At 70.8% G+C, this 23,611-nt stretch carries 17 protein-coding genes; 8 read left to right on the top strand and 9 right to left on the bottom strand.

The window, feature by feature from the left end; genetic code table 11:
• Positions 1 to 8 precede the first annotated feature (8 nt).
• The 3 genes from Ato02nite_RS05815 to Ato02nite_RS05805 form a co-directional block, all read right to left on the bottom strand.
• The gene (locus tag Ato02nite_RS05815; protein WP_213005332.1) at positions 9 to 479 is read right to left on the bottom strand and encodes a MarR family winged helix-turn-helix transcriptional regulator; all 471 of its coding nucleotides are present in this window, start codon (positions 477 to 479) and stop codon (positions 9 to 11) included.
• A 178-nt stretch (positions 480 to 657) separates the two neighbouring features.
• Positions 658 to 1,044 carry a cupin domain-containing protein gene (locus tag Ato02nite_RS05810; protein ID WP_213005331.1) on the bottom strand — a complete coding sequence of 129 codons (387 nt, stop codon included), beginning with the start codon at positions 1,042 to 1,044 and terminating at the stop codon, positions 658 to 660.
• 19 nt (positions 1,045 to 1,063) lie between these two features.
• Positions 1,064 to 2,770 (bottom strand): EAL domain-containing protein, encoded by a 1,707-nt coding sequence (locus tag Ato02nite_RS05805; RefSeq protein WP_213005330.1) that lies wholly within the window; start codon positions 2,768 to 2,770, stop codon positions 1,064 to 1,066.
• A 400-nt stretch (positions 2,771 to 3,170) separates the two neighbouring features.
• Here Ato02nite_RS05805 and Ato02nite_RS05800 point away from each other — a divergent pair, with 400 nt between their 5' ends.
• Positions 3,171 to 4,763 (top strand): restriction endonuclease, encoded by a 1,593-nt coding sequence (locus Ato02nite_RS05800; RefSeq protein WP_246606166.1) that lies wholly within the window; start codon positions 3,171 to 3,173, stop codon positions 4,761 to 4,763.
• A 24-nt stretch (positions 4,764 to 4,787) separates the two neighbouring features.
• On the opposite strand, the gene Ato02nite_RS05795 is transcribed toward Ato02nite_RS05800, so the two are convergent.
• From Ato02nite_RS05795 to Ato02nite_RS52440, 3 genes are all read right to left on the bottom strand, one after another.
• Positions 4,788 to 6,728, bottom strand: a complete 1,941-nt coding sequence (locus tag Ato02nite_RS05795; RefSeq protein ID WP_213005328.1) for a nucleic acid/nucleotide deaminase domain-containing protein — start codon at positions 6,726 to 6,728, stop codon at positions 4,788 to 4,790.
• 208 nt (positions 6,729 to 6,936) lie between these two features.
• On the bottom strand, positions 6,937 to 7,410 hold the full coding sequence (locus Ato02nite_RS05790) for an SUKH-4 family immunity protein (RefSeq protein ID WP_213005327.1): 474 nt from the start codon (positions 7,408 to 7,410) through the stop codon (positions 6,937 to 6,939).
• Positions 7,411 to 7,420: 10 nt separating this feature from the next.
• Positions 7,421 to 12,109, bottom strand: a complete 4,689-nt coding sequence (locus Ato02nite_RS52440) for an arginase family protein (protein ID WP_281419692.1) — start codon at positions 12,107 to 12,109, stop codon at positions 7,421 to 7,423.
• 183 nt (positions 12,110 to 12,292) lie between these two features.
• Here Ato02nite_RS52440 and Ato02nite_RS05780 point away from each other — a divergent pair, with 183 nt between their 5' ends.
• Together Ato02nite_RS05780 and Ato02nite_RS05775 are read left to right on the top strand one after the other, a co-directional pair.
• The gene (locus Ato02nite_RS05780; RefSeq protein ID WP_213005345.1) at positions 12,293 to 12,517 is read left to right on the top strand and encodes a hypothetical protein; all 225 of its coding nucleotides are present in this window, start codon (positions 12,293 to 12,295) and stop codon (positions 12,515 to 12,517) included.
• Positions 12,518 to 13,068: 551 nt separating this feature from the next.
• Positions 13,069 to 14,583, top strand: a complete 1,515-nt coding sequence (locus tag Ato02nite_RS05775) for a hypothetical protein (RefSeq protein ID WP_213005326.1) — start codon at positions 13,069 to 13,071, stop codon at positions 14,581 to 14,583.
• Between the two features lie 8 nt (positions 14,584 to 14,591).
• Here Ato02nite_RS05775 and Ato02nite_RS52810 read toward each other — a convergent pair whose 3' ends face one another.
• The 3 genes from Ato02nite_RS52810 to Ato02nite_RS05760 all read right to left on the bottom strand — a co-directional run bounded on the left by Ato02nite_RS52810 (position 14,592) and on the right by Ato02nite_RS05760 (position 16,759).
• Positions 14,592 to 14,852, bottom strand: coding sequence for a helix-turn-helix transcriptional regulator (locus Ato02nite_RS52810; protein WP_213005325.1), 261 nt, complete (start codon positions 14,850 to 14,852; stop codon positions 14,592 to 14,594).
• Between the two features lie 76 nt (positions 14,853 to 14,928).
• Positions 14,929 to 15,687 carry an SDR family NAD(P)-dependent oxidoreductase gene (locus tag Ato02nite_RS05765; protein ID WP_307853579.1) on the bottom strand — a complete coding sequence of 253 codons (759 nt, stop codon included), beginning with the start codon at positions 15,685 to 15,687 and terminating at the stop codon, positions 14,929 to 14,931.
• 439 nt (positions 15,688 to 16,126) lie between these two features.
• Positions 16,127 to 16,759 carry a hypothetical protein gene (locus Ato02nite_RS05760; protein ID WP_246606164.1) on the bottom strand — a complete coding sequence of 211 codons (633 nt, stop codon included), beginning with the start codon at positions 16,757 to 16,759 and terminating at the stop codon, positions 16,127 to 16,129.
• Positions 16,760 to 17,470: 711 nt separating this feature from the next.
• Here Ato02nite_RS05760 and Ato02nite_RS05755 point away from each other — a divergent pair.
• The 5 genes from Ato02nite_RS05755 to Ato02nite_RS05735 all read left to right on the top strand — a co-directional run bounded on the left by Ato02nite_RS05755 (position 17,471) and on the right by Ato02nite_RS05735 (position 23,293).
• Positions 17,471 to 18,760, top strand: a complete 1,290-nt coding sequence (locus tag Ato02nite_RS05755) for an AAA family ATPase (protein ID WP_213005322.1) — start codon at positions 17,471 to 17,473, stop codon at positions 18,758 to 18,760.
• 38 nt (positions 18,761 to 18,798) lie between these two features.
• Positions 18,799 to 19,815: a beta family protein gene (locus Ato02nite_RS05750; protein WP_213005321.1), complete on the top strand. Its 1,017-nt coding sequence runs from the start codon at positions 18,799 to 18,801 to the stop codon at positions 19,813 to 19,815.
• A gap of 22 nt (positions 19,816 to 19,837) precedes the next feature.
• On the top strand, positions 19,838 to 20,698 hold the full coding sequence (locus Ato02nite_RS05745) for a bifunctional DNA primase/polymerase (RefSeq protein ID WP_213005320.1): 861 nt from the start codon (positions 19,838 to 19,840) through the stop codon (positions 20,696 to 20,698).
• A complete protein-coding gene (locus Ato02nite_RS05740; RefSeq protein ID WP_213005319.1) occupies positions 20,695 to 21,378 on the top strand; it encodes an activator of HSP90 ATPase in 684 nt (227 codons plus the stop codon). Before Ato02nite_RS05745 ends, Ato02nite_RS05740 begins: the two co-directional genes overlap by 4 nt.
• 136 nt (positions 21,379 to 21,514) lie before the next feature.
• Entirely contained in the window at positions 21,515 to 23,293 is a 1,779-nt protein-coding gene (locus Ato02nite_RS05735) for a SpoIIE family protein phosphatase (RefSeq protein WP_246606162.1), read from the top strand.
• The last annotated feature ends 318 nt before the right edge of the window (positions 23,294 to 23,611 follow it).

Below are 23,611 nucleotides of genomic sequence, written 5' to 3'. Positions count from 1 at the left end.
CCACCCTATTAGGCCGGGGGCCGCACCTCGACCGGAGTTTGCAGGAGTGCGTCGGCGAGCTTGGTCATCTGCCGGATCTGGGCCGGGGTCAGCCGGTCGAAGATCAGCTGCTGGACGGCCTCGGCGTGCCCGGGCGCCGACTCGACGAGCTTGTCCCAGCCGGTGTCGGTGAGCACCGCGATCTGCACCCGGCCGTCCTCGGGGTCACGCTCGCGCCGCACCCAGCCCTGGGCCTCGAGCCGGGCCACCACGTGGGAGAGGCGGGACAGCGAGGACGAGACGAGCTTGGCGAGTTTGCTCATCGACAGCCGGCGGTCGGACCGCTCGGAAAGGGTGGATAGCACGATGTAGCCCATGTGGGTCAATCCGGCGTCGCGCTGCAACTGCGCTTCGAGAGCGGCCGGAACCTTGACGAGCACCTCGACGCAGCGGCGCCAGGCCTGCTGCTGCTCATCAGACAACCATCTGGGCTCGTCCATGGTGGAAGGTTATCGGGCGTGGCCAGAAGTATCTCATTGGGGCAACGGGACGGCGACCAAACGGGCACGTCGATCGATGTGAACGTACGCCCCGAGTAGTGTCTGGCCCCGGCGCGGCGCCGGGACCGGCTGGCTGGGGGGCCTCGGCCGGTCCCGGCGACGCGTTAGACCGGACGCGTCAGGCCGGAGGCTCGTCCTTGCCGGCCTCCTCGAGGCGGTCCGCCTCTTCCTTCGTCTTGTGCACCGCGCCGTCGGCGTGCTCCGGCGGGCCGTAGACGGTGTAGAGGACCAGCGGGTTGGGCCCGGTGTTGAGGAAGTTGTGCTTCCGGCCGGCCGGCACCACGACCAGGTCACCCTGGGCGACCTTGCGCTCCTGGCCGGAGACGATGGCCTGGCCGACGCCGCTGACGAAGGTGAGGATCTGGTCCACCTCGTGGACCTCCTCGCCGATCTCGCCGTTCGGCGGGATGGTCATGACGACCAGCTGGGTGTGCTTGCCGGTCCACAGGACCCGGCGGAAGTCGGGACTCTGCTCCGCGACGGTGGCGATCGTGAAGTGCTCCATGGTGTGCCGGATACCCAGGTCAGGGGCTCGGCAACCGTCCCGGTTGCAGCGGGGAGGGCCGGCCGATCAGATAACCCTGGACGTAGTCGACACCGAGCTCGCGCAGCAGCCGCAGGGTGGGCTCGTCCTGCACGAACTCGGCCACGGTGTGGATCCCGTACGCCTGGCAGACCTGGACCAACGCACGCACCAGGACCTGGTCCTGGGGGTTGTCGACCAGGTCGACGACGTATTCCCCGTCGATCTTGACGAGGTCGATCGGGAAGATGCGCAGATAGCGGAACGACGCGTAGCCCGAGCCGAAGTCGTCGAGGGCGAGCTCGCAACCGAGGTCCCGGATCGCGTCGGCGAACCGGCGGGCCTCGCTGAGGTTGCCGATCAGCGCGGTCTCGGTGATCTCGAAGGTGAGTTGACCGGGGTTGACCGCGTATTCCTGGATGAGGCGCACGACCTCCTCGGTGAGCCGCGGATCGCCCACCGAGCGGCCGGACAGGTTGATCTGCAGGCAGGTCGCCGGCTGCTCGGCCGCCACCTGCATGGCCCGCTCGACCACCCACAGATCGATGTCGTAGACCGCGTCGAGCCGCTCGGCGGTGTCCAGCACCTGGATCGGCGACTGCGGGCCGTCCGCCTCGTCGAGCACCCGCAGCAGCAGCTCGTGCCGGGTGACCCGGTTGGTCTGGAGCTCGAGGATCGGCTGGGCGTACAGGGTGAACCGGTCGGTGCCGAGCGCGTCGGCGACCCGGCTGCGGTAGGAACCCTGCCGGTCGCGCACCGGCACCGGGTGGGCGACGAAGGTGAGCGGCCGGTCCAGGTCGCGGGACTGCCGCCAGGCGTGCTCGGCGTCGATCAGGACCTCGTGGCTGCCGGCCTCGGCGTCCGGGGTGAACCGGACCAGGCCGCCCCAGGCCCGCGCCCGCAGCCAGGTGTCGGGCAGCACGAAGGTCTGCGAGCGCAGCGCCTCGACCAGCAGTTCCGCCTCCCGGCGGGCCATCGGCCAGGAGGTGCCGGCCAGCAGCAGGCCGATCTCGTTGGTGCCGACCCGGCCGAGCAGCGCACCCTCCTGCACGACGCCCTCGAGCACCCGGGCCGCGCGGTGCAGCAGGTCGGCGTTGCGGTCGGGGCGCACCCCGTCGGGGTCCTCGCCGAACTTCTCCGGCTGCACCCGGATGATCAGGATGGCGCCGCCGCCGCGGCGCTGAGCCCGGTCGATCTCGTCGGCGAACCGGGCCCGGGTGAGCAGACCGGTAGCCGGGTCGGGGTCGACCAGGGAGGCCTGCACGGTCTCGCCCCGGCGGGCCAGACGGGCGATCTCGCGGCGGGCGCGTTCGCGGGCGGAGACGTCGGTGACCGTGCCGCGGATGCCGCGGACCGTGCCGTCCGGGCTCTTCACCGGCTCGAGCCGGCAGTCCACGTCGAACCAGCCGCCGTCGACGCGCATCAGCCGGACGGTGGTGCGCACCGGGGTCCGGCTGGTCCACGTCTGGGTGATGGCACCGAGCGCCTTGGCGTGGTCGTCGCGGTGGACGTAGCGGGCGAGGACCTTGCGGCTGACCTCGTTCTGGCCGGGCGACTGGCCGAGCATGGCACGAAGCTGCGCTGACCAGACGATCTGGTCGCCGGTGGCGGTATAGGAGAACCAGGCCGGGCCGTGCACGTCGTCGGCGGGGGTGCGAGGCTCGGGCAGAGCAGCGGCCATCGTGCGGCGCTCATCGGGCGCAGCCATCACCCACTCACCTCCCCCCACGTGCCTCAACCCCGACCTATTACCACCCGTCACGGCGTGCAGATAACAGGTCTCGGCTGCGTCAATGTTTTGACGGGCCCGCCCCCGAACCCGCGAAGTGCAGCTACTCGCCCGATCAGAGTAGGGAATCAACCGATCGGATGACCACTGCGCTGCGTAATTTCGCGGGCCGGTTAACGTCGAGACTATGACGGACAGTTACTGCCAGTGCTGACTGTGGAACCTTGCGCAATTCCTACCCGCAGACCGTGCCAACCATGCACGGACGGCTTCATGACAGACGCTCCGCGTAACTAGATCCGTTAGCGGTGGATATGGTGGCGATTGGACTAACCGCCGAGCCACCGCGGAGCGAGGACGCATGGGGATCATCCGGGACATGCAGCGTGCGCAAGCCACGCAGAACGCCGCCGAGCAGCGGGCCAACAATGCCGCCGCCCAGCAGCGCGAGCTGATCAGGCGCAACGCCGATCTGGCGATTCACGCTGCCCAGCAGGCCGCATCCGACGTGGAACGCCAGCGGGAACGCCAGCGGCTCTACGTCGAGGCGCGGACTGCCGACGCGGCCGCGGCCAACGCCGACGTGCGGGCCCGGATCAGCGACCTGGACACCCTGCTGCTCTCCACCCTGGACGTGGATGATCACATCGATCTCGACCAGTTCAAGAAGCCGCTGACCGTCCCGCCGTTCGACCCCGGCCCGCTCGGCCGGCCGCTGCCCGAGCCGGCCTGGCAGAGCTACGTGCCACCGCAGCCGCGCGGCGTCGGCAAGATCCTCGGCGGAGACCGGCTGCACCAGCAGCAGACGGCGAACGCGCGAAGTGCCTACGAACAGGCGCGAGCCAGGTGGGTGGCGGCCGAGGAGCGGCGCCGGCACCAATTGACCCAGCGCAAGAAGGCGTACGAGGAAAGCCTGCAAGCCCACGCGACGAAGCTGGCCGCCTACAACGCCGAGGTCGATCGATTCGCCGCCGCGGTGGCCGGCGCCGACCCCGCCTCGGTCGTCGAGTACTTCGCCATGGTCCTCGGCAACTCGGTCTACCCCGACGACTTCCCGCAGCACTTCCGCCTGGCCTACCTGCCGAAGCAGAAGCACCTGCTGATCGAGTACCACCTGCCGCCGATCGAGGTGATCCCGGTGGTCCGCGAGTACCGCTTCGACCGGGTCCGCGACGACCTGGTCGCGGTCCCCCGGGACGAGGGCGAGATCCGGCACCGCTATGTCGACGTGATCGCCCGGGTGACGCTGCGCACGATCCACGAGATCATCGAGGCCGACCGTGGTGGCCTGGTCCGGCAGGTCTCGTTCAACGGCATCGTCGACACCATCGACCGGCGTACCGGCCGGTTCGTCCGGCCCTGCCTGGTGTCGGTGCAGACCGGCCGGGACACCTTCGCCGCGATCAAGTTGCGCCGGGTCGATCCGGTCGCCTGCCTCAAGCACCTGCAGGGCGCGCTCTCCAGCACCCCCGACGAGCTGACCGCCGTCCCGCCGAAGATCGATTTCGAGGTGGACGCCGACCGGGACTACACCGAGGAGTTCAACGTCCTCGCCGAGATCGACGCCCGCCCCAACCTGGTCACGCTGACCGACGAGCAGTGGGAACAGCAGATCGCCGACCTGTTCGGGGTGATGGGCCTGGCGATGGGCGAGTCGTCCCGCACCGCCGTCGGCGTCCGGTGGACGGCCACCGACCCACGCCCGATCTTCGGCGGCAAGGTGGTCGTGCACGCCATGCGGGGCGGTTCGGCCACCGCCGGCACGGTGCACGCCCTGGCGGGCGCGGTCACCGCGGCGGGCGCGACGAAGGGAATTCTGGTCTCGCTGAACGGCATCGACCCGGAGGCGTACGACGCCCTGGCCGGCCGCCCACTCGAACTGATCGACGGTCCGGGCCTGGTGACTCTCCTGGCCACCCACTGCCGCATCAAGGCCCGGATCGAGCGGGCCACCGCCGCCACACCCCGGTGAGGGGCGCGGCGGCGGTCCCCACTACTACTTCTTGGCCACCCAGCGCACCCGGCGGGTGCGCCACACGGCTGCCATGCCGATCAGGATCAGCAGCAGGCCGGCCGCGGCGATGGTGAAGATCGGCGCGCCGGTGATCGGCAGACCGCCGCCCTCGCCACCGTCGTCGCCGTCGCCCGGGCCGCCCGCGGTGCCGCTCGGCGCCGGGGTGGCCTTGTTCAGGCTGACGAAGACCGGGATCTCGTCCTTGCCGCCCAGGTAGGCCTGCTTCTCGTCGGAGGTCTTGGTGACCTCGGTGAGCGACTTGTCGACCGTGGTCGGCAGGGTCGCGTGCTGCTCCTTGAACGCGGTGTCGTTCAGCTTGGTCGTCTTCACCGGCTGGGTGAAGTCGACGCCGCCGGTGGTCACCTTGACGCCGTTGGGCAGCTCGTACGTGGTGCCGTAGATCTCCTTCAGGTACTGGTTGAAGACGTCCGTCGGGCTCCAGTCGTCGGCCCGCTCCAGCGTGCTGACGTCGTTGCTGTCGATGCCCTCCGCGGCCGCCCGGCCGTCGGCCGTCATCCGGTCGCGGTACCACTCGGCGGCGACCCGGCTGATGTAGACGCGGCGCAGGTCCTTGAACTCGGGCGCGTTGTTCACGGCCTTGTTCAGTTCCGGCAGGAGCAGGTCGTTGTAGACCTTCATCGACGGGTCCGGGTTGGCCGGGCACTTGAAGCTCGGGTCACTCGGGATCGTGAAGTCGAACGCCTCGGCCTTCACCTCGAGCGGCGCCTCGAGGATGTAGAGGCGGTCGCCCTCCTCGCGGATCGTGGCCGTCCTCGGCACGATCCACTGCCGGATGCAGGCCCCGTCCAGGCCGGTCATCCGGTTCCAGTACTCCAGGCCGACCGCCGTCTTCGGGTCCTGGAAACGCGTCCAGGCCCGCTTCAGCTCCAGGTCGGCCTCGAGCAGCACGCGGCCGACCTCGGTCTTGCCGAGGTACTGGTCGATCACCTTGTCCGGCTGACTCGGGTTGAGGTTCACCCAGAACCGGGACGGTTCCACGGCCATCCAGGTGTCCAGCGCCTCGCCGGCACCGTAGATCTGGTCGGTGCCGTCCTTCGACTCCTGGCCGGGGGTGGTGCCGGTCTCGAACGAGTACGTGTTGCCGCTCGTCCCGCCGTCCGTGACGTACCGCAGTTGGACCGACGAGAAGTCGATGCCACCGGGCCGGATCGGGCCCATCTGCTTGCCGGCCGCCTTGCCGATCGCGCTGCCCTTGGCCAGTTCCTCCGGCGACTTGGGGAGAATCGGACCCGACTTCTTCTCGACGTCCAGCAGCTCACGGACCGCGACCTGTTTGACCCCGGTGACCCGGTTGTTGGCCGCGTCCTGGACCGCCTTGCGGTTCTCGCCCGCTTCGGGGTTCCACTTGTAGCTGTAGGTGAACTTGTCCCGGACCTTGGCGTCCTTCAGAGCCCGGTCGCACTTGGTGTCACAGGGTTCGAGCTCCGAGAAGCCCTCGACGATCGGCGAGGCCTTGGCCGGCTGGTACGACACCTTGCCGGTCTTCGGGTCGAATACGACGCGCTGGGATTTGCCCTCCATCTGATCGAGGAGGCGTTCCTCGGCGTGCTTGAGACCGTCGCTGTGCCCGATGATGTACGTGCCGTCCTTGAGCTGGGCGATCGCGTAGTTGCCCCGGACGTTCGTGTACAGCTTGTCGGTGGTCTTGGGCGGCCGGTTGTACCGCAGATCCAGCCGCGCCTCCTGCATGTACACGCCCAGTTTGGTGCACCCGTAACCGACCAGGCCCTGCGGCGTGACCGGTGCGCATCGGGCATCGATGATCGGCCAATCGGCGACGACCCGCGCTCCCGCGTGGGCCGCGGCCGGTACGCCGCCGATCACCGACCAGATCAGAACCAGGACCGCCGCCAGGCGCGTGAACAACGCGACCCGCGATCGTTCCTTGACGAGGTTCTCCATCAGAATCCGCTGTCCCCCTTCTCACCCATGGCGCAAAGAGCCCCCCAACGCGCTGATGCTGATCGCGCGGCGGCACGGGTGATCTGTTTGTTTACCCGCTTGTCAAATGCGGGTTTGCACATGCGTGAGCGTCAATGTCACGCGGACCTAGCGGATATTAGATGGTCAATTCGAGATGAGTGACCCCTACCGACAATACGGATATTTACTAAAGGTCCGATTGGTCGGAGTAGTTACCGGTAGCGATGTCCCAGGAGAGAACGTCCCAGTAGTTGTTCGTGATCATCGCCGGCGGATCCCACTCCGCGATGACCCGCTGCATATCATCCCTGGCGTTTTCCCAGGCCTCGGGGCCGCCCTTGGCGATTGCCGGGGCCAGATCGACCATCAGGCGCACCGACCGGGCGAACTGCCCGATCGACGAGTTGACGAACCGCCGTGACTGGCGGTGATCGATCACCCACACCGCATTCGTGTCCGGATCAAGACAGAAGTCGCCGCCCCACCCATCGGTGCCGTATCCGAATCGCAACATGCCGTCCCGGAAGATCAAATTCGGGCCGAGCAGAAACAGGTCGTACTCGTCGACTCGCAGCGATTCCGGCAGGTCGGCCTCGGCCAGTCGCGCCCGCAGTTCCGGGGACAGCGACTCCCACCCGTCGAGCTTTTCCAGTGCAGACATGGCGGTCAATCTATCGAGCCCTGGCCAGCAGCGCGGGAATCAACTCGGCCAGCACGGCCCGGTCACTCGCCCGGGCCGGTTCGTACTCGGTGATGCCCAGCCCGGCCAGCGGATAGCGGTCGGTCAGTGCCCGCACGGCGTTCACCAGCTGCGCCGGGGTCACGCCGTCCGGCTCCGGCGCACCGACCGAGGCGAACACCTCCGGGTCCAGGACGTCGAGGTCGATGTGGATGTACACCGCGGTCGCCGGGCCCACCGAGTCCGGCAGATCGGCCAGGCGCTCGACGATCGAGATGTCCCGGTCCGAGATGTACTCCTTCTCGGCCGGGTCGAGGGCCCGCACCCCGGCCAGCACCACCTGCGACGGCTGCAGGACCCGGTGCGGCAGCAGCGCCGCCGGCCCGTCCCCCAGCAGCGTGCGCAGCACCATCCCGTGGAAGGCTCCGGACGGCGACGACTCGACCGTGTTCAGGTCGGCGTGCGCGTCGAACCACACCACGACCAGGCCGTCGCCGTGCGCCGCCAGGGCCGCCTCGATCGGCGCCACCTCGACACCGCAGTCCCCGCCGACGGTCACCACCGGAGGATCGGTGACGGCCGCCCGCACCGCCGCCAGATTGCGGGCGAGAAGCTCCGTCGACGGCGGTTCGTCGGGAATGGGCACCCGCACCCGCCGGTCCCCCGGCACGAGCGTGACCAGCTCCGCCGCTCCGGCGACGAGACGACGAGCGGTCGGCGACCCCGACCCCTGCCACTGCCCCACCTCGAGAACGGTCCGGCGCGGCACCGGCACGATCGACAACTCCTCGATCCGCTGCCAGACCGGCCGCATCGCGGCATCCGGTTCCCGGGCGAAGATGCTGCCCCGGATGCGGACGAACACGCAGTTCCCGACCCGTTCGAGAACGGCCTGCCGGCGCATGTCGCTCTCCCACTGCTCCGGCCCGTGGTAGGTGTCGCCGTCGCACTCGATCGCCAGCCGCCGCCCGTCCGGGGCATTGAGCACGAAGTCGATCCGATACGCACCGATCCGGAACTGCGGCACCGGGCGGAACCCACGCGCGGTGAGCCGCTTGAACACGTCCCGTTCGAAGTCGCTCTCACAACGGGCCAGGTCGGCCGGGCTCTCCACATCAAAAACATTTGCGGCGTACGTCAGCAGCAGCGCCCGGGCATCGTCGGCGAGCAGGGACGACGCCCGCACCGAGTGGAAGATCCACAGCTGGTCACGGGCTCGCGACGCGGCCACGTTGATCCGCCGGTGGTACTCCCGCTTGGTGAACGCGGCCACCCGAGCGTCGTTGTCCGACACCACCATGGACACCAGCACGACGTCCCGTTCGTCACCCTGGAAGGTGTAGGCGTCACCGACCCGCAGCCGACGGGCCTGAATCTCGTCCTCGCCGATCTCCTCGCGCAGGAGGTGCAGCAGGTAACCGGCCTGCCCGCTGGTGCTGAGCAGGGAGATCACGCCGAGCGTCTTCCCCGCGTAGGCCGGGTCCCGCACGATCGCCGCCACCTGGGCGACCAGCGCCGACGCCTCGGCCACGTTGACGTCGCCGAACCCGGACAGCGACTGCCGCACCCCGTCACCGAGGAACACCGTGCGGATCGGCGCGAGGGACGGCCGGTCCGCCCGCAACGGCATGATCTTGCCGTCGTAGTAGTGCCGCGACGAGAACTCGATGATCTGCGGCACGCAGCGGAAATGCTCGGTCAGCAGGATCCGCTCCGGCGACCGGCGCACCGCGTGGTCGTACAGCGACGACTCCGGGTCGAAGTGCTCGGCCGACGGCACGTCGTCCAGATGGCTGTGGATCAGGCCGGTCACCGACCCGACGAACCCCAGCTGCGGCCCGATCTGCTGATCGTCACCGACCACCACGGCCCGATCGGCCAGCGACAACACCGGCAGGGCGAACAGATCGGCCTGGGACGCCTCGTCCACGATCACCACATCGAAGTGGGCACCGCCGGCGAACTGCTCGATCGCCCGGTCCACCGACATGACCCACACCGGCACGGCCTCGACCGCCGACTCCATGTGCCGCTGCGCGTGCGCCTGCCACGCCGCCGCGGTGCGCCCGGTGCCCTTGCCGATCTTGCGAAGCGCGGTCGTCCAGTCGGCGAGCGCCGCCTTACGCCGGTCGTCGAGACTGCGCGCGACCTCCAGCCACGCCGACGCCACCACCAGGTCGGCGGTCCGCCGGCGGATCTTCTCCCGGGCGTTCTCCACCCGCTTGGCCAGCACCGCCGGGTCGACGCTGCCGATCACGTCGTCGAACCAGGTCTGCGCCCGCCGCCACGCCCACGCGTCCAGGCAGGCCTGGCCGGAGACCGCCGGCACCCGTCCGCCGTCGATCGCGGCGGCCCACTCCGGCGCCTCCTCGGCGAGCTGATCCCGCAGTTCGGCGCAGCGTTCCGCGGCCGGGCGCAGGGCGGCGAGGCGACGCACCTCGGCCAGTTCGGCGTCCCAGCCGGACAGCGTCGCCCAGGCCTCGGCGAGCCTCGGCCACGGCGCGAGCCGGGCGACCACCTCGGCCTCCGCCGCGACGAGCGCATCGAATTCGAACACCACCGGCGCGGCGTCGAGCAACTCCTCGACCTCGGCCAGGGCGGCCGGATCAAGATCAAGATCAAGCTGCGGTACGAGGTGACCGAGCCGTTCGGCGAGCACCGGCCAATGGCGTACGTCCCAATCCAGCGACTGACCCGCCTCGGCCAGTAACGTGCCCGCCCAGATCTCCGGGTCCCCGCCCGGGGCGGGGATCGACAGCCGGTCGATCCACTCCGACCAGTGCCCGCCCAGCCGCCGCCGGGCCTGCTGGCGCCGCACCCAGGCCGCCACCACGTCGACGTCCTCAGTGGTGCGCAGCGGCTCCCCATCCACCCGGACCTCGTCGGCCAGCTTCCACAGACCGGCCTGCAACAGCCGGCTGAGCCCGCGTCCGGTCCGGAATCGCTGCCGCACCTCGGCCAGCTGCGCGAGCAGGCGTTTCGGCTCGCCGGCGAAGGACTCCGGCACGGTCACCCGATGCCCCGCCAACTCCCTGGTCAGCGCGGCCAGCTCAGCCAGGAGCGTCTCGGTCGCGGATACGTGGTCGCCCCAGACCGCCCGCCAGTGCGGATCGTTCAGCAGCCGCCCGAGCCGGTCGGTCCAGCCACCCTCCCGCCGACGCAGCCAGGTCAGCGCCTCCCGCACGTCCGCCCGCACCCGCCCGAGCTCAGCAGCCGGATCAGCCACCCGACCCGGTCCCGCCGCGCGCGACCGCCCGAACTCGACGGCCGGATCAGCGGCGTGGGCCGGGTCGTGACCCTGGACAGGTTCGCCGTCGCCGACATCGGTCTTCGCCGGACCACGGCGTACCTCATCGACAGCCAGACCTCGGGCAGCAAGCCCGGCCACCCGCCCGGCCAGCGTTTCCCGCTCCGCGCGCAAGCGGGCCGCCTCGGCCGCCTCCGGCAGATCCGCCGTCTCCGGCAGCGGCCGCAACGCGGCCCGCCGGTCCGCCGGCGACAGCCCGGCGGCCAGTTCCAGCAGCGTCGCGAACTCCTCGCCGGACAACGGCGGACCGCTCACCAGCGGATCCGGGATGCCGCCGTGCGCGGTAGCCCGCTCCCGCAACCAGGCACCCACCTCGACCGGCGTCATCGGCACGCCGTCGATCGGATAGGTGACCGCCTCGTTCTCGGCGATCGCCCGCAACCCGCCCAGGGTCGTCGCCAGCTCCCGCTCGGCTTCCTCCAGCAACCCGGTCAGCCGCTCCACCCGGCGGGCCTCGGCCTCCTTGTCCAGGGTGGCCGCCCGGTCGGCCAGCTCCCGCGCCGCCAGCTGAAGCTGCACCAGCTGGTCGGTGGTGCGGCCCAGCACCGCCAGGCACAGCGCCCGGATGCCCTCCGGCAGGCCGTCCCGCAGCACCCGCAGCGGATCTTCCTTCTGCGCCACCACCAGCACCCGCTTGCCGTTCGCCATCAGATGGCAGATCAGGTTGCGGATCGTGTGCGTCTTGCCGGTGCCCGGCGGACCCTGCACCGCGACGTTCCGGTGCTGGGCGAGCCGGCGGGCGATCGACTCCTGCGCCTCGTTCGTCGGCAGCGGCATGAGCAGGCGCTCGCCCACCCGCCGCCACTCCTCCGGCCGGTCGTCCGGCATGCGCAGTTTCGACGGCTCGTGCGCCACGATCGCCGACAGCGCACCGATGCTCGTCGTGTCCCCGGCCAGCAGCCGGTCACGCAGATTTTCCAGGAAGCCCCGCAACTGTCGCTGCTTGGGCCGGGCAAAAAGGACTCCGACGTCGGCGATGTGCGGTCTGGTGGTCTCGGTGCGCCCATCGGTGACGACCCGGTCATAGCCGAGCCGACCCATCGCCCGCTCGAACAGTTCCCGCCGCTCGAGGTCGTTCCAGAGATCGACCTCGAGGGTGCCGGCCGGCCCGGCCAGCGCAAGCAGCTGCGCGAGGTACCGCTCGTCGAGGCCGGTGAGCGCGTCGGTCTGCAGCCGCGACGGCCCCGCCGGAGAGACGGTGACCAGGGAGGTGTCCGGTTCATAATCGATCAGCACCGGGGTGGCGATCAGCGGGTAACGCACCCGCTCACCGTTGATCGTGGTGTCCAGCAGGCCATGCCCCCAGACCAGCTCGGTGGTCGCCGCCGACATGTCGACCTGATGCATCAGATCGAACAGCTGCCGATGCAGCACCCGAGTCTTCTCAGCCTCGCCGGTCGCATAGGCCCAGGGCCGCCAGACCCGATCCCGCCAACTCTCGAACTCATCCGCGCCGCCACCGTCCCCCTGGCCCGACCCACCAGCCGGGCCCGACCCACCAGCCGGGCCGGACCCACCAGCTTGGCCGGACCCACCAGCTTGGCCGGACCCACCAGCTTGGCCGGACCCTCCAGACTGGCCCGGCCCGGCAGCCTGGCCGGATCCACCAGCGTGGCCCGGTCCGGCAGCCTGGCCCGGTCCGGCAGCCTGGCCCGGCCCGGCAGCCTGGCCCGGCCCGGCAGCCTGGCCCGGCCCGGCAGAGACTCCGTCGGCCTGGCCGGGGCGGATGGAGACTCCGTCGGCTTGGCCTGGCCGAGCGGAAAGTCGGTCGATCTGAGATGACCCGGCCGGCGCTTCGCCGGATCGGCCCGTGCCCGCCGGCCCTCCATCGGCCTGGATCGAACCGGCGCCCGTCCGGCCGGCTCTGGTCGAACCGGCCGGCGCGCCCCCGGCCTGGATCGGCTCGGCGATGGCGGTTACGTCGCCGCGCAGGCGGCGACGCAGCGCCGCGGGCACCGCGACCGGCGGCGGAAGCTCGGGAAGTCCGACACGCAGCCAGGAGGTGCCGTCGGCGGCCGGCCCGGCCTGACAGGCCGGATGATCGGGCAGCGCGTCCAGCCGGTGGGCGTCGTTGGGCAGGGTGCGGGCGGGGCGCTCCATCTGGGCGCGGACGGCGAGAAGGTAGTCGGCGACTGCGACGGCCCGATCCCGGATCGTCGTGGGCGACTCAAGCTCAGCCATCCTCCGAATTCTAGGCCGCGGTGTCGCGCCCGCATGCCGCGTGCACCCGGGCGCCGCCCGGCGGGTCGCGCGACGCCTCTAGCCTTGGGCTTTGACCGAGGCGCGGACAGCGCAACGGCGCCCCACCCGCTAAGGTGGCGCCGCTGATCTTGATGCGAGAGCGGGACGACGTGAGCGAGAACCCACCCGGCACCCCCGACGACCAGCAGCCTCCGGCTCCCCCGCCGCCCACTGCCAAGTCGCCCACTCCGCCCGGCCCCGCAACTCCGGCCGTCGCCGACCCCGCGACCTCGGACAACCCGGCCGCCGCCGACCCAGCCCCGGCAAACGACCCGGCCGCGTCCGGTTATGCCGCGCAGGCACCGGCGACGGCTGACCCGCTGGCGGCCCCGGCGTCCGGGGATCCGCTCGCACCGCCGGCTCCGGTCGACCCGTGGGGCAATGCGACCGGCTCATGGAGACACCACCAGCCCGAACCCTGGGCCACGCCCCAGCCCGGAGCCGAGGCACCCAACCCGTGGGCGGCCCCGCAGCCCGGCCAGACGCCCAATCCATGGACCGCGCCCCAGCCCGGTGGCGAAGCGCCCAACCCGTGGACCGCGCCGCAGACCGGCGAGTTGCCGGGTCAGGGACCCGCCGACGGCTCGCCGTACCCGCGCCCGGCGGCTTACCAGCCGCCACCGCCATACGGCCTGCCCCCAGGCTCCTACCCCTACGGTCAGCAACCCGGATACACCCCGCCGCCCGGATACGGTCCGCCGCCCGGATACGGTCCGCCGCCCGGATACGGTCCGCCGCCCGGATACGGCGTCCCCGGCTATGGGCCGCCGCAGATGCCCGGTCAGCTTCCCGCCTCCTACTACGCCGGCCCCGAGGACCCGCTGGTCAGCAGCGATTTCTCCGGCTGGTGGTCTCGCAGCTTCCGGCTGGTGGGCAGCACCTGGCTGCCGATTGCCCTGATCCTGCTGGTCGCGGTCATCCCGCTGATGATCGCGTCGATCATGATCGACCTGCGCACCTCCGATCTGACCACCGAACTGGACGCCGCCACCAACGGCAGCATCGACTGGAACGCGCTCCTCAGCCCGTTCGCCGTCATCGCGCCGATCTTCCTGGTCGCCATCCTGGTCGACCTGATCGGCAGCCTGGCGGCGATGCAGGTGCTCGTCCAGAAGGCGACGGGCCGCCCGGTGTCGGTCGGCGAGGCGCTGATGGTCGCGCTGCGGCGTTTCCCGGCGCTGCTCGGCTGGAGCATCCCGGTCAGCCTCATGGTGCTGGTCGGGCTGGTCTTCTGCATCCTGCCCGGCATCTATCTGATCCTCGTGTTCACGATCCTGCCCGCGGTGGTCCTGCTGGAGCGGGGTAACGCGATCGGCCGTTCCTTCTCCCTCTTCCACGCCGATTTCGGCGCGGCGCTGGGCCGAGTGCTCGTGACCGGCGCGCTGGCCGCCGGCCTGAACTTCGTCAACTCACTCCTGACCAGCCCGATCCTGGCCGTGGGCGGTTCGGACGGGGTCAGCACCGGCGCCGCCGTCGTCGCCGAACTGATCTCCGCCCTCTTCACCGTCGCGGGCGGCGTCATCGGGGCCGCCATGATCCTGACGGCTTACGCCGACATGCGGGCCCGCCACGAACCGTTCTCCACCGCTTACCTGCTCCCGCGCTGACCGCCGGGTCAGGCACCGGCTTTCGAATAATCGGCGCTCAGGTCGCGGACCTCCTGGTCGAAGGATTTGCCGCGGCCTTTGCCGAAGAGCAGTTGGCGCTCGGCCAGCCACTGCTCGATGTCACCGAGCAGCCAGACCTTGCCCTGCGCGAGGGCGGCCACCGGTTTCGGGAAATCGGATCGGGCGGCCAGCTGATAGACCCGCTGGCGGCTTACGCCGAGCAGTTGCTTGACCTCGTGTGCGCCGGCGAGGCGCATCAGCTCTTCCATGCACACGACTATAGTCCCATGACAACCGGCACGCGTACTTCCGACCGTGCCAGATCCCCCGCAGGTGATCCGCCGTTCAGGCCTCTTCCGGGTCGCGCCCCACCGCCGACCGGCCGCCGTCGACCGGGATGATCGCGCCGCTGACGAACGCCGCCTGGTCCGAGAGCAGGAACGCCACCACATCGGCGACCTCGGCGGTCCGCCCCATCCGGCCGAGCGGTTGCAGCAGGCTGATCTCCCGGGCGAACCGCTCCCGCTCCTCGCCGGCCAGGCCGGCGAGATGCGCGTCCGAGCGGTCGGTGGCGATCGATCCGAGGGCGACGGCATTGACGCGTACGCCCGAAGCCCCGTAATCAACCGCAAGCGCACGGGTCACGCCTTCGATGGCGGCTTTCGCCGTCGCGTATGCGAAGGCGCCCCGAACCGCCCGCTGAGCCTGATGCGACGAGACGTTGACGATGGCCCCGCCATCGCCGGCCGCCCGGAAGTGGCGAATCGCCGCGGCGCACCCCACCACCACCGGGTCGAGATTGCGCCCGATCAGGCCGATGACCTCGCGGGCCGGCACCTCGTGCAGCCAGGCGTCGCGAAAGACCGCCGCGTTGTTGACCCACCCCCGCAGCGGCGCGACCTTGGCGGCCGCCTCGGCCGCCGTCCCCGCCACCGCCTCGTCCGAGGCGTCCCCGACCACCGGCACGAGCCGCTCCCCGGCCGGATGGTCACCGACCCAGTCGAGCGCGGACTCGTCGAACTCGACGATCACCACGGCGTCACCGCCATCCGCCAGCCGCTCGACGATCGCGCGCCCCACCCCGCGACCTCCACCCGTGACCACATGCGACCTCAACCCACTCACTCCCGCCTCCCGACAACACCGCCCCCACCACCATTCCACCGCGAGGCGCCCCGGAGGGTTTCGAGGAGGTGGATCCGCCGGCCCGGCAGCTCAAAGAAAGCGAGGCGCCCCGCCGGCCAAGCGGCCCGGAGCGCGAAGCATGCCAACACGCAGCCGGCCAAGCGGCCCGAAATGCGAAGCATGCCAACACGCAGACGGCCAAGCGGTTCGGGAAAGAACGGGTTCGCCGGCCCGCGGCGGCTTCGTTGGCGCCGCGTCGGCGCTCTTGGCCCGGACGGATGCCCGGTCGCGGTCCGCGTGTGGTTTCTGGTGGCAGGTCGCCGATGACCGGGACCTGCATCGCGGACCGCCCGGCCTGCGGGCTGGTCGTTCCCCGAGGCGGCGCCGGGAAGGTCGCCCGCCTGCGGGGAAGGGCCGATCAGGGGAATTGCATGCGGCGTGGGCGGGGGATGACTGGCGGCGGGAGCGGCAGGTCGTCGATGTGGCTCCAGAGCAGGTGGCCGTTGTCGGTGGACTTGATCTCACCGAGGCAGGCCCGGAGCAGACCGAGGTGCGGCGCCCCGGCAAAGCCGGCGATGACCACCTCGGGCTTCGGATCGATCTTCGCGATCGCCGCACAGATCTTGGCAACCTCGCGCTCGTCGACGGCGTCGAGCGGGAGTGGGGTCTCGGCCTGGGAACGGCGCCACGGCGGACCGAACCGGCGCAGCAGCTCCCGGGCGAGCCGGCCGAACGAGCGACCGACCTCGACGTCGCGCATGGACGTCAACGCGGACTGGCCGTAGCACCACGGCACCACGACATGTCCGTTGATCACAACAAGCTGGTAGATGGACTTGGGAACACTGATGATCTCTGCGCCGGGGAGCGTGCCGAGAAACAGCACGAGCTCCTCGTAAGGAAGCGGCCATCGCGGATTCGCGATCACTCGTTCCATGGTCTGCGTCATAGCGGGGTGAGCGTTGACCTCGCGGTCGATCGCGGTGCTCAACGCCTCGGGAACCCGGGTCCACAGTTCGCCGGCAACCTTGTCGCCGAACTGCTCGACCACCCACTCGCTCGGACCGACCAGAACGTCTGGGCGCATTCGTTACCACCACCGTCCGTGTCGCTGGCGTTACTGCTGGCTTAGAAGAGTTCCACTTCCGGTGATCGACTGGAAGGGTCGGCTTCGGACATCGCAGAAACGCTCATGAATGAAAACGAGTGCGACGATCAGAACAGAGCCACGACGATGGAGCTGCAGGTCGAGAGCCTCCGAAACATGCAACTTGCACGGCGAACCGCGCGTGCAAGTTGCATGTCGGCTTCGAAATTCAACCCGCAATCAGAGTGAATCACTCCCATATTTCAGAGTGGTGACCACCGCGCAAACATCCACTCACAGTGACGATCGAGCGCCTCTCACCTGCGCAGAGACATAGACCAATCCGAAAACCTTCAAGAATGGGCGCGCTCCCATACCATCTGGTGAGATCCACAGTGGCCACTCACACCACCAGCGGGCGAAGGCCCTGCGAGGCACCGCTACCGCGCCTCCTACAACCCTGGTGTCAGATTTCCGTCACTACCCCGAAAACGCCCACCACTTCGCCCGTTAGGCCGGTTTCGGCGCGCCACGAAAAGCACCGTCCACAAGCCACTGCCGCATAAAGATCCGCAACCACATAGTGAGACGCAAGATCAGAAAAGCGTGACCCGGTCGCCGGCCCGGTCGGCCCGCCTGCCGAGCGGGTGATGATCAGCGCGCTACCGTGCCGGGGTGAGTGCGAACACGCCGGCCGTCGAGGCCGGGCGGGTGGTCGACGCGGTGCTGCGTGATCTGCGGACCGGCGGTCATCGCGGGGTTGTGGTCGACTCGCCGCCGGGGGCGGGCAAGTCGACGCTGGTGGTGCGGGCGGCGGGCGAGCTGGCGGCCACCGGAGTGCCGCTGATGATCGTGGCGCAGACCAATGAGCAGGTGGACGACCTGGTCGAGCGGCTCGGCGCGCGGTCGCCGGAAGTCACCGTGGGGCGGCTCTCGGCGGTGGATTACGAGCCGTCCGATCGGGTGAAAGACCACCCGGCCTGCCGGGTGGGTGCGAAGGTCGCGGATCTGGGATCACCGGCCGTCACCATCGGTACGGCGGCCAAGTGGGCCACCGTGGCCGACGGGGTCTGGCCGTGGGCGATCGTCGACGAGGCGTACCAGATGCGGTCCGATGCCCTGCTGCGGGTCGCGTCCCGGTTCGAGCGGGCCCTGTTCGTGGGTGACCCGGGTCAGCTGGACCCGTTCTCGACGGTCGAGGTAGACCGCTGGACCGGCCTGTCCTGGGATCCGATGCAGAGCGCCGTCGCGGTCCTGTTGCGGCACAACCCCGACCTACCGGTGCACCGCCTGCCGGTGTCGTGGCGCCTCCCGCACTCGGCGGCGGGAGTGGTCGCCGAGGCGTTCTACCCGTTCACCGGGTTCCGATCGGGCACCGGGCCGGGCGACCGCACGCTGACCTTCAAGGGCGGGCACGGGCCGCTCGACGACGTGCTGGACACGGCCGCGGCGACCGGCTGGGGGCTGCACCGGCTGGCGCAACGCTTCACGATCCGGACCGACGCCGAGGCGGCCGCCGCCTGCGCGGCACTGGCGGCGCGGGCGCTGGCCCGGGGCGGAGTGACCGTCTCCGAGGCGGGTGAGCGGCCGTTGACGGCGCAGCGCATCGCGATCGGGGCCGCGCACCGCGACCAGGCCGCGGCGATCCGGGCGCACCTGCCGGCCGAGGCGGCCGGCGTCACCGTGGACACCGCCAACCGGCTGCAGGGCCGGGAGTACGACCTGACGATCGTGCTGCACCCGCTCTCCGGCCGGCGCGACGCCACCGCCTTCCACCTCGAGTCGGGGCGACTGTGCGTGCTGACCTCGCGGCACCGGCACGCGTGCGTGGTGGTGGCCCGGGACGGCATCGCGGAACTGCTCGACGAACATCCGTCGACCGAGCCGGTGCACCTCAACGTCCCGGTAAAGTTCCCGGACGGCTGGGAGGCAAATCAGGCGATACTCTCGCATTTACATCGATGAGTGTCGCTAATCCGACAGGTTGCCGCTACTTTGAGTGAATGGCGGTCTTCACGACGGCGGGGTCACTGCGCGACGACGCCTACCGTCCCATCCTGCGTCCACGCCGCGGTGAGCTGGCGGCCCTCAGTCACCTGACAGCCTCCGACGCCGCCCGGGTCATGCCGATCCTGGAGGTGGAACCGGGGCCGAGCATCATGCCGCTGATCCGGCAGTTGCCACCGCGGACCGGCGCGATCGCGATCGACTTCGGTGCCCTGCCGGAGGACCGGGCCGACCCGATCACCATGGCCGAGGCGCTGGCCGACCTGGGCGTAGCCATGTTGCCGGTGCTCCGCCCGTACGAAAGCAGTCGTCGCCTGGGTGACCACGGCCGGGCCGCACGGATGCACCTGAGCCGGGCCGTGCTGCGGCTTCAGCCGCATGCCGACGCCGGGAATCCGGCGGAGGCGACCGAGGTCACCGAGCGGCTGCTGCGCCGGTCGGGCCTGGCGGTCGAGGAGATCGACCTGCTGATCGACCTGGCCGAGACCGCCTGCGTGTCGCACGCGGACACGGTCGAGGAGCAGTGCCGGCGGGTGTTGCGGTGGGCGCACGGGATGCCGTGGCGGTCGGTGAGCGTGGCCTCCGGCGCGATGCCGGCGAATCTCGACGATCTGCCGACCGATCTACCGGTCACGGTGGGCCGGCTCGACGCGCGGGTGTGGGCCAGGCTGGGTGAACCCGGGATCGGGTACGCGGACTACGGCGTGACCTCGCCGGTTCGCCGGCTCGGGGTGCAGCGGCACCGGCAGTTGCCGACGTTGCGGTACACGGCCGAGCACAACTGGTGGATCTACCGCTGGTCGCGGCGCGGTGGGCGGTCCGACGACCGCTGTCAGGACCTGTGCCGCACGCTGGTGCACTCGCCGCACTGGCCGGCCGAGGGCGCCCGGTTCTCCTGGGGTGACGCCGAGATCGCCCGGCGGGCGCGGACGGCCCGCGGCGGCGGCAGTTCGGCGAGCTGGATGTCCTGGAGCACCTCGCACCACATCGCCCACGTCCTCTCGACCCTCTGAAAACTGTCGTACGCTTGTTCTAATGTCACTGGCAGCCGCACTGGCATACGCCCGGCATGGCATCCCGGTCCTGCCGGTGCACACACCTGACCCGAGCGGCGGCTGTTCCTGCGACAGAGGAGTCCGATGCGATCGACCCGGCAAGCACCCCCGCCTGCGACACGGCCTGACCGACGCGAGCACCGACCCGCGCCAGATCGAGATGTGGTGGTCCCACTGGCCGGAGGCAAACGTCGGCCTGCGCACCGGCATCGCGATGGACGTCGCCGACATCGATTCGGCCGAGGGCTGGCACGGCCTGGTCCACCTGCTCGGCGGCTCGCTGCCGGCCGGCCCGCGGGTGCGCACGGGCGGCGGCGGGTGGCATCTCTGGTTCCGGCCGACCGGGTTCGGCAACCGCGTGCACCTGCTGCCCGGCCTCGACTGGCGCGGCGCGGGCGGTTACGTGGTGGCCCCGCCGTCGCGGCACGCACGCGGCGCCGATTACCGGTGGGTGCGGCGTCCGGGTGGTGACCTGCCGGCCGGCGCGCCCGCGCTGCTCGCGCTGATCGAGGGACCACTGCCGCGGCCCGCCGACCACCGCCCGATCACCCATCCGGACCGCTACGCGCAGGTCGCGCTCGCGGCCGAGGCCGAGCGGGTGGCGGCCGCGCCGGTGGGCTCCCGCAACGACACGCTCAACCGGGCCGCGTTCGCGCTGGGCCGGCTGGTCGGGGCGGGCCTGCTCGACACCGGCGACGTCGTCCGTGAGCTCGACGCGGCCGCGCGCCGGGCCGGGCTCGGCCGGGCCGAGGTGCGGCGCACGATCCGGTCCGGGCTCACGGCGGGTCGCCGGGCACCCATCGATGCCGAACCATCGCGTACTCCACTATTGAGGGCATGAGCGATCGACGAGGCTTGAAGCCTTACGACGTGGAGGTCGCGGTGGCGGCCGGTCGGGACGAGACCTGGGACGCCGTCACGCAGCCGGCCGTGCTGCATCAGTGGTTCGGCTGGGACTACGACGGGCTCGGCGCGGAGATCCAGCAGATCTTCGTGGACCAGGCGGTGCTGCTCGCGCCGGAGCAGATGGGCTGGGCCGACGGGTCCTACCTGGAGGTCACCGGGAACGACGACCGGGCCACCGTGCGGGTGATTCGCGAGGGTTCCGGTTCGGCCGGCCCGGAGCGGTACGACGCGATCGAGGAGGGCTGGCGGGCGTTCCTGGTGCAGTTGCGGTTCCTGCTCGACCGACGGCCGGCCGGGCGCCGGCGCACGCTCTACCTGACCGGGGAGACGACCGGACGGCAGGCGCTGGCCCTGGTCGAGAGCCCCGCGGGCGAGTGGGAGAGATCGGGCCCGCGGGTGGCGTGGGTGGTCGACACCGACGGGCACCTGGTCGTGGTGGCCGGCCGGCTGCCGCTCGGCGACCGCGATGCGGGGCGGATGGAGGTGACGGTCTCGACCTACGGCCTGGACGACGCCGCTTTCGAGACGCTGCGCGAGGAGTGGACGAAACGCTGGGCCCCGGTGGCGGCCGACGCCGATGTCACCACGGCGGCGGACCCGGCGCCGAACAACTGAGACCCTCCGCACACAGGATTTTGGCAGGCAGGAACGGATGAACGGGGGGTCGATCAGGGGTTGCCCAGCGGGTAGCCTGTCGAGGCTGAAGCGGCCGGGGGGCGACGTGCTGCGGGGAGACTTGGTCGATAAAGCTGTGGGTCCGGTCCTGGAAGACCCGGCCCGCCTGCGTGCGGTGCGGCGCCTCGGGCTGGGCGCCCGGGCCGACGTGGCCTTCGACCGGATCGCCGACCTGGTGGAGCGTCTGGTCGACGCCCCCGTCGCGCTCGTGACCGTGCTCGCGGCCGACCGGCAGTTCCTGCCGGGGCAGGTCGGCCTGCCGGAGGCGCTGGCGTCGGCGCGGGAGATGCCGCTCACCCACTCGCTCAGCCGGCACGTGCTCGAGGCCGGCCGAATGCTGGTCGTCGAGGACGTGCGGACCGACCCGGTCATGCGGGACAACCCGGCCGTGCACGATCTCGGGGCGATCGCGTTCGCCGGGGTGCCGCTCACCGACTCGGACGGTCACGTGCTGGGCACGCTCGCCGTCATGGACCGGGAGCCGCGCATCTGGACGCGCAGCGAGGTCGCGCTGCTCGTCGAGCTCGGCGAGATCTGCTCCTCGGAGCTGCGGCTGCGCATCGCGCGGGAGATCGCCGACGAGGCCCGGCGGCACGCCGAGTCGGCACACGACCAGCTCAGCCTGCTGGGCGAACTGACCGAGACGCTGTCGGCCACGATGGACATCGACGAGGCCCTCGGCCGGCTCGGCGAGATGGTCGCGGGCCGCCTCGCCGACTGGTGCGTGGTCGCACTGGCCGAGCCGTCCGGCCGCGTCCGGCACGTGTCGGTCGCGCACTTCGACCCGGCGCACGCCCCGGCCACCGCTCGGCTGGCCCGGCTCGCCGCCGACGCACCGCGCGAGATCAAAGCCCTGATGGCGGCGGTGCAACGTGCGTCCGGCCCGCTCCGCCGCGACGAGGCCGACCCGAAATCGCTGCGTACCCGGATGTCCACCGGCGAGATCGCCGAGATCGCCGAGCGGCTCGGCTTCGCCTCCTACCTGGCGGCCCCGATCACCGCACCGGTCGGCCGCCGCACCGTCGGCGTGCTGATGCTGGTCAACGGGGCCGAGCGGGGCGTGTTCGGCGAGGCCGAGGAGGGCACCGCCACCGAGATCGGCCGCCGAGCCGGGCTGGCCGTCGATAACAGCCGCCTCTACGGGCGCCAGCGGCACGTCGCCGAGGTCCTGCAGCACAGCATGCTGCCCGAGTTGCCCGACATTCCCGGCATCGAGCTGCACGCTCGATACCTCCCGGCGCAGGTCGGCGCGGCGGTGGGCGGCGACTGGTACGACGCCTTCCTCCAGCCGGACGGCAGCGTCATGCTCGCCGTGGGCGACGTCTCCGGTCACGACATCGAGGCCGCCGCGACGATGGGTCAGGTCCGCAACCTGGTCCGGGGCGACGCCTACGGCCGCGACGACGAGCCCGGCCCGCTGCTCGCCCAGCTCGACCGGGCGCTGCACGGCCTGAGCATGCCCGCCGCGGCGACCGCCGTGCTGACCCGGCTGCGCCGCGTCGGCGACGGCTACGACCTGACCTTCGCCAACGCCGGCCACCCACCGCCGGTGCTGCTGCGCCCCGACGGCGAGGTCGAGGTCTGGTGGGAAACTCCCGAGCCGCTGCTGGGCCTGCTCCCCCGCGACGATCGCAGCACCCACCGCCGCTACGTCCGGCCCGGCTCGACGCTGCTGCTCTACACCGACGGCCTGGTGGAAAGCCCGGCCCAGCTGATCGACGACGGCATCGCCCGCCTCCGCAAGGTCCTGGAGGGCAACGCCACCCTCCCCACCGACGAACTCTGCGCCCGCCTGCTGAGCACGGTCACCCGCCGCGACGACGACATCGCCCTCCTGGTCATCCGCCTGACCTGACCCTTAGTTATCTTCGGGGCTCGCGAGAATCAAACCCACTTTCCGGTACGGGCAACACCGTCACCAACCGCAACATCACCCGACCGCCGCCACCCCGCAAGCACCGTGCCACACCGGCACGTGCCGCGACTCTCGCGCAACGACGCACGCACCCAGCCCTCGCCTTGCCCTTCTCACCCATACCTACCGCTTCCTCTGCTCGGAGGGCGTTTTTGCACCCATTCGTCCCATCGGCGGAGCTAGATGCCACGTCGTGGCGCCCGGGATCACAGATCTTGTGGAGTTGCCGCTCTCCCCTCGCGGAAAGTCCACAAGATC

The organism is Paractinoplanes toevensis (genome assembly GCF_018332695.1).
Lineage (GTDB): Bacteria > Actinomycetota > Actinomycetes > Mycobacteriales > Micromonosporaceae > Actinoplanes > Actinoplanes toevensis.
This window is presented reverse-complemented; position numbering and strand designations above follow the sequence as displayed.

What these genes read in the sequence shown, in the direction of transcription:
- Ato02nite_RS05815 (WP_213005332.1), bottom strand. Translation starts at nt 479, where the DNA reads ATGGACGAGCCCAGATGGTTGTCTGATGAGCAGCAGCAGGCCTGGCGC.
- Ato02nite_RS05740 (WP_213005319.1), top strand. Translation starts at nt 20,695, where the DNA reads ATGAGCGATCGACGAGGCTTGAAGCCTTACGACGTGGAGGTCGCGGTG.
- Ato02nite_RS52810 (WP_213005325.1), bottom strand. Translation starts at nt 14,852, where the DNA reads ATGGAAGAGCTGATGCGCCTCGCCGGCGCACACGAGGTCAAGCAACTG.
- Ato02nite_RS05745 (WP_213005320.1), top strand. Translation starts at nt 19,838, where the DNA reads ATGTCACTGGCAGCCGCACTGGCATACGCCCGGCATGGCATCCCGGTC.
- Ato02nite_RS05750 (WP_213005321.1), top strand. Translation starts at nt 18,799, where the DNA reads ATGGCGGTCTTCACGACGGCGGGGTCACTGCGCGACGACGCCTACCGT.
- Ato02nite_RS05795 (WP_213005328.1), bottom strand. Translation starts at nt 6,728, where the DNA reads ATGGAGAACCTCGTCAAGGAACGATCGCGGGTCGCGTTGTTCACGCGC.
- Ato02nite_RS05805 (WP_213005330.1), bottom strand. Translation starts at nt 2,770, where the DNA reads ATGGCTGCGCCCGATGAGCGCCGCACGATGGCCGCTGCTCTGCCCGAG.
- Ato02nite_RS05800 (WP_246606166.1), top strand. Translation starts at nt 3,171, where the DNA reads ATGCAGCGTGCGCAAGCCACGCAGAACGCCGCCGAGCAGCGGGCCAAC.
- Ato02nite_RS05790 (WP_213005327.1), bottom strand. Translation starts at nt 7,410, where the DNA reads ATGTCTGCACTGGAAAAGCTCGACGGGTGGGAGTCGCTGTCCCCGGAA.
- Ato02nite_RS05775 (WP_213005326.1), top strand. Translation starts at nt 13,069, where the DNA reads ATGCGAGAGCGGGACGACGTGAGCGAGAACCCACCCGGCACCCCCGAC.
- Ato02nite_RS05810 (WP_213005331.1), bottom strand. Translation starts at nt 1,044, where the DNA reads ATGGAGCACTTCACGATCGCCACCGTCGCGGAGCAGAGTCCCGACTTC.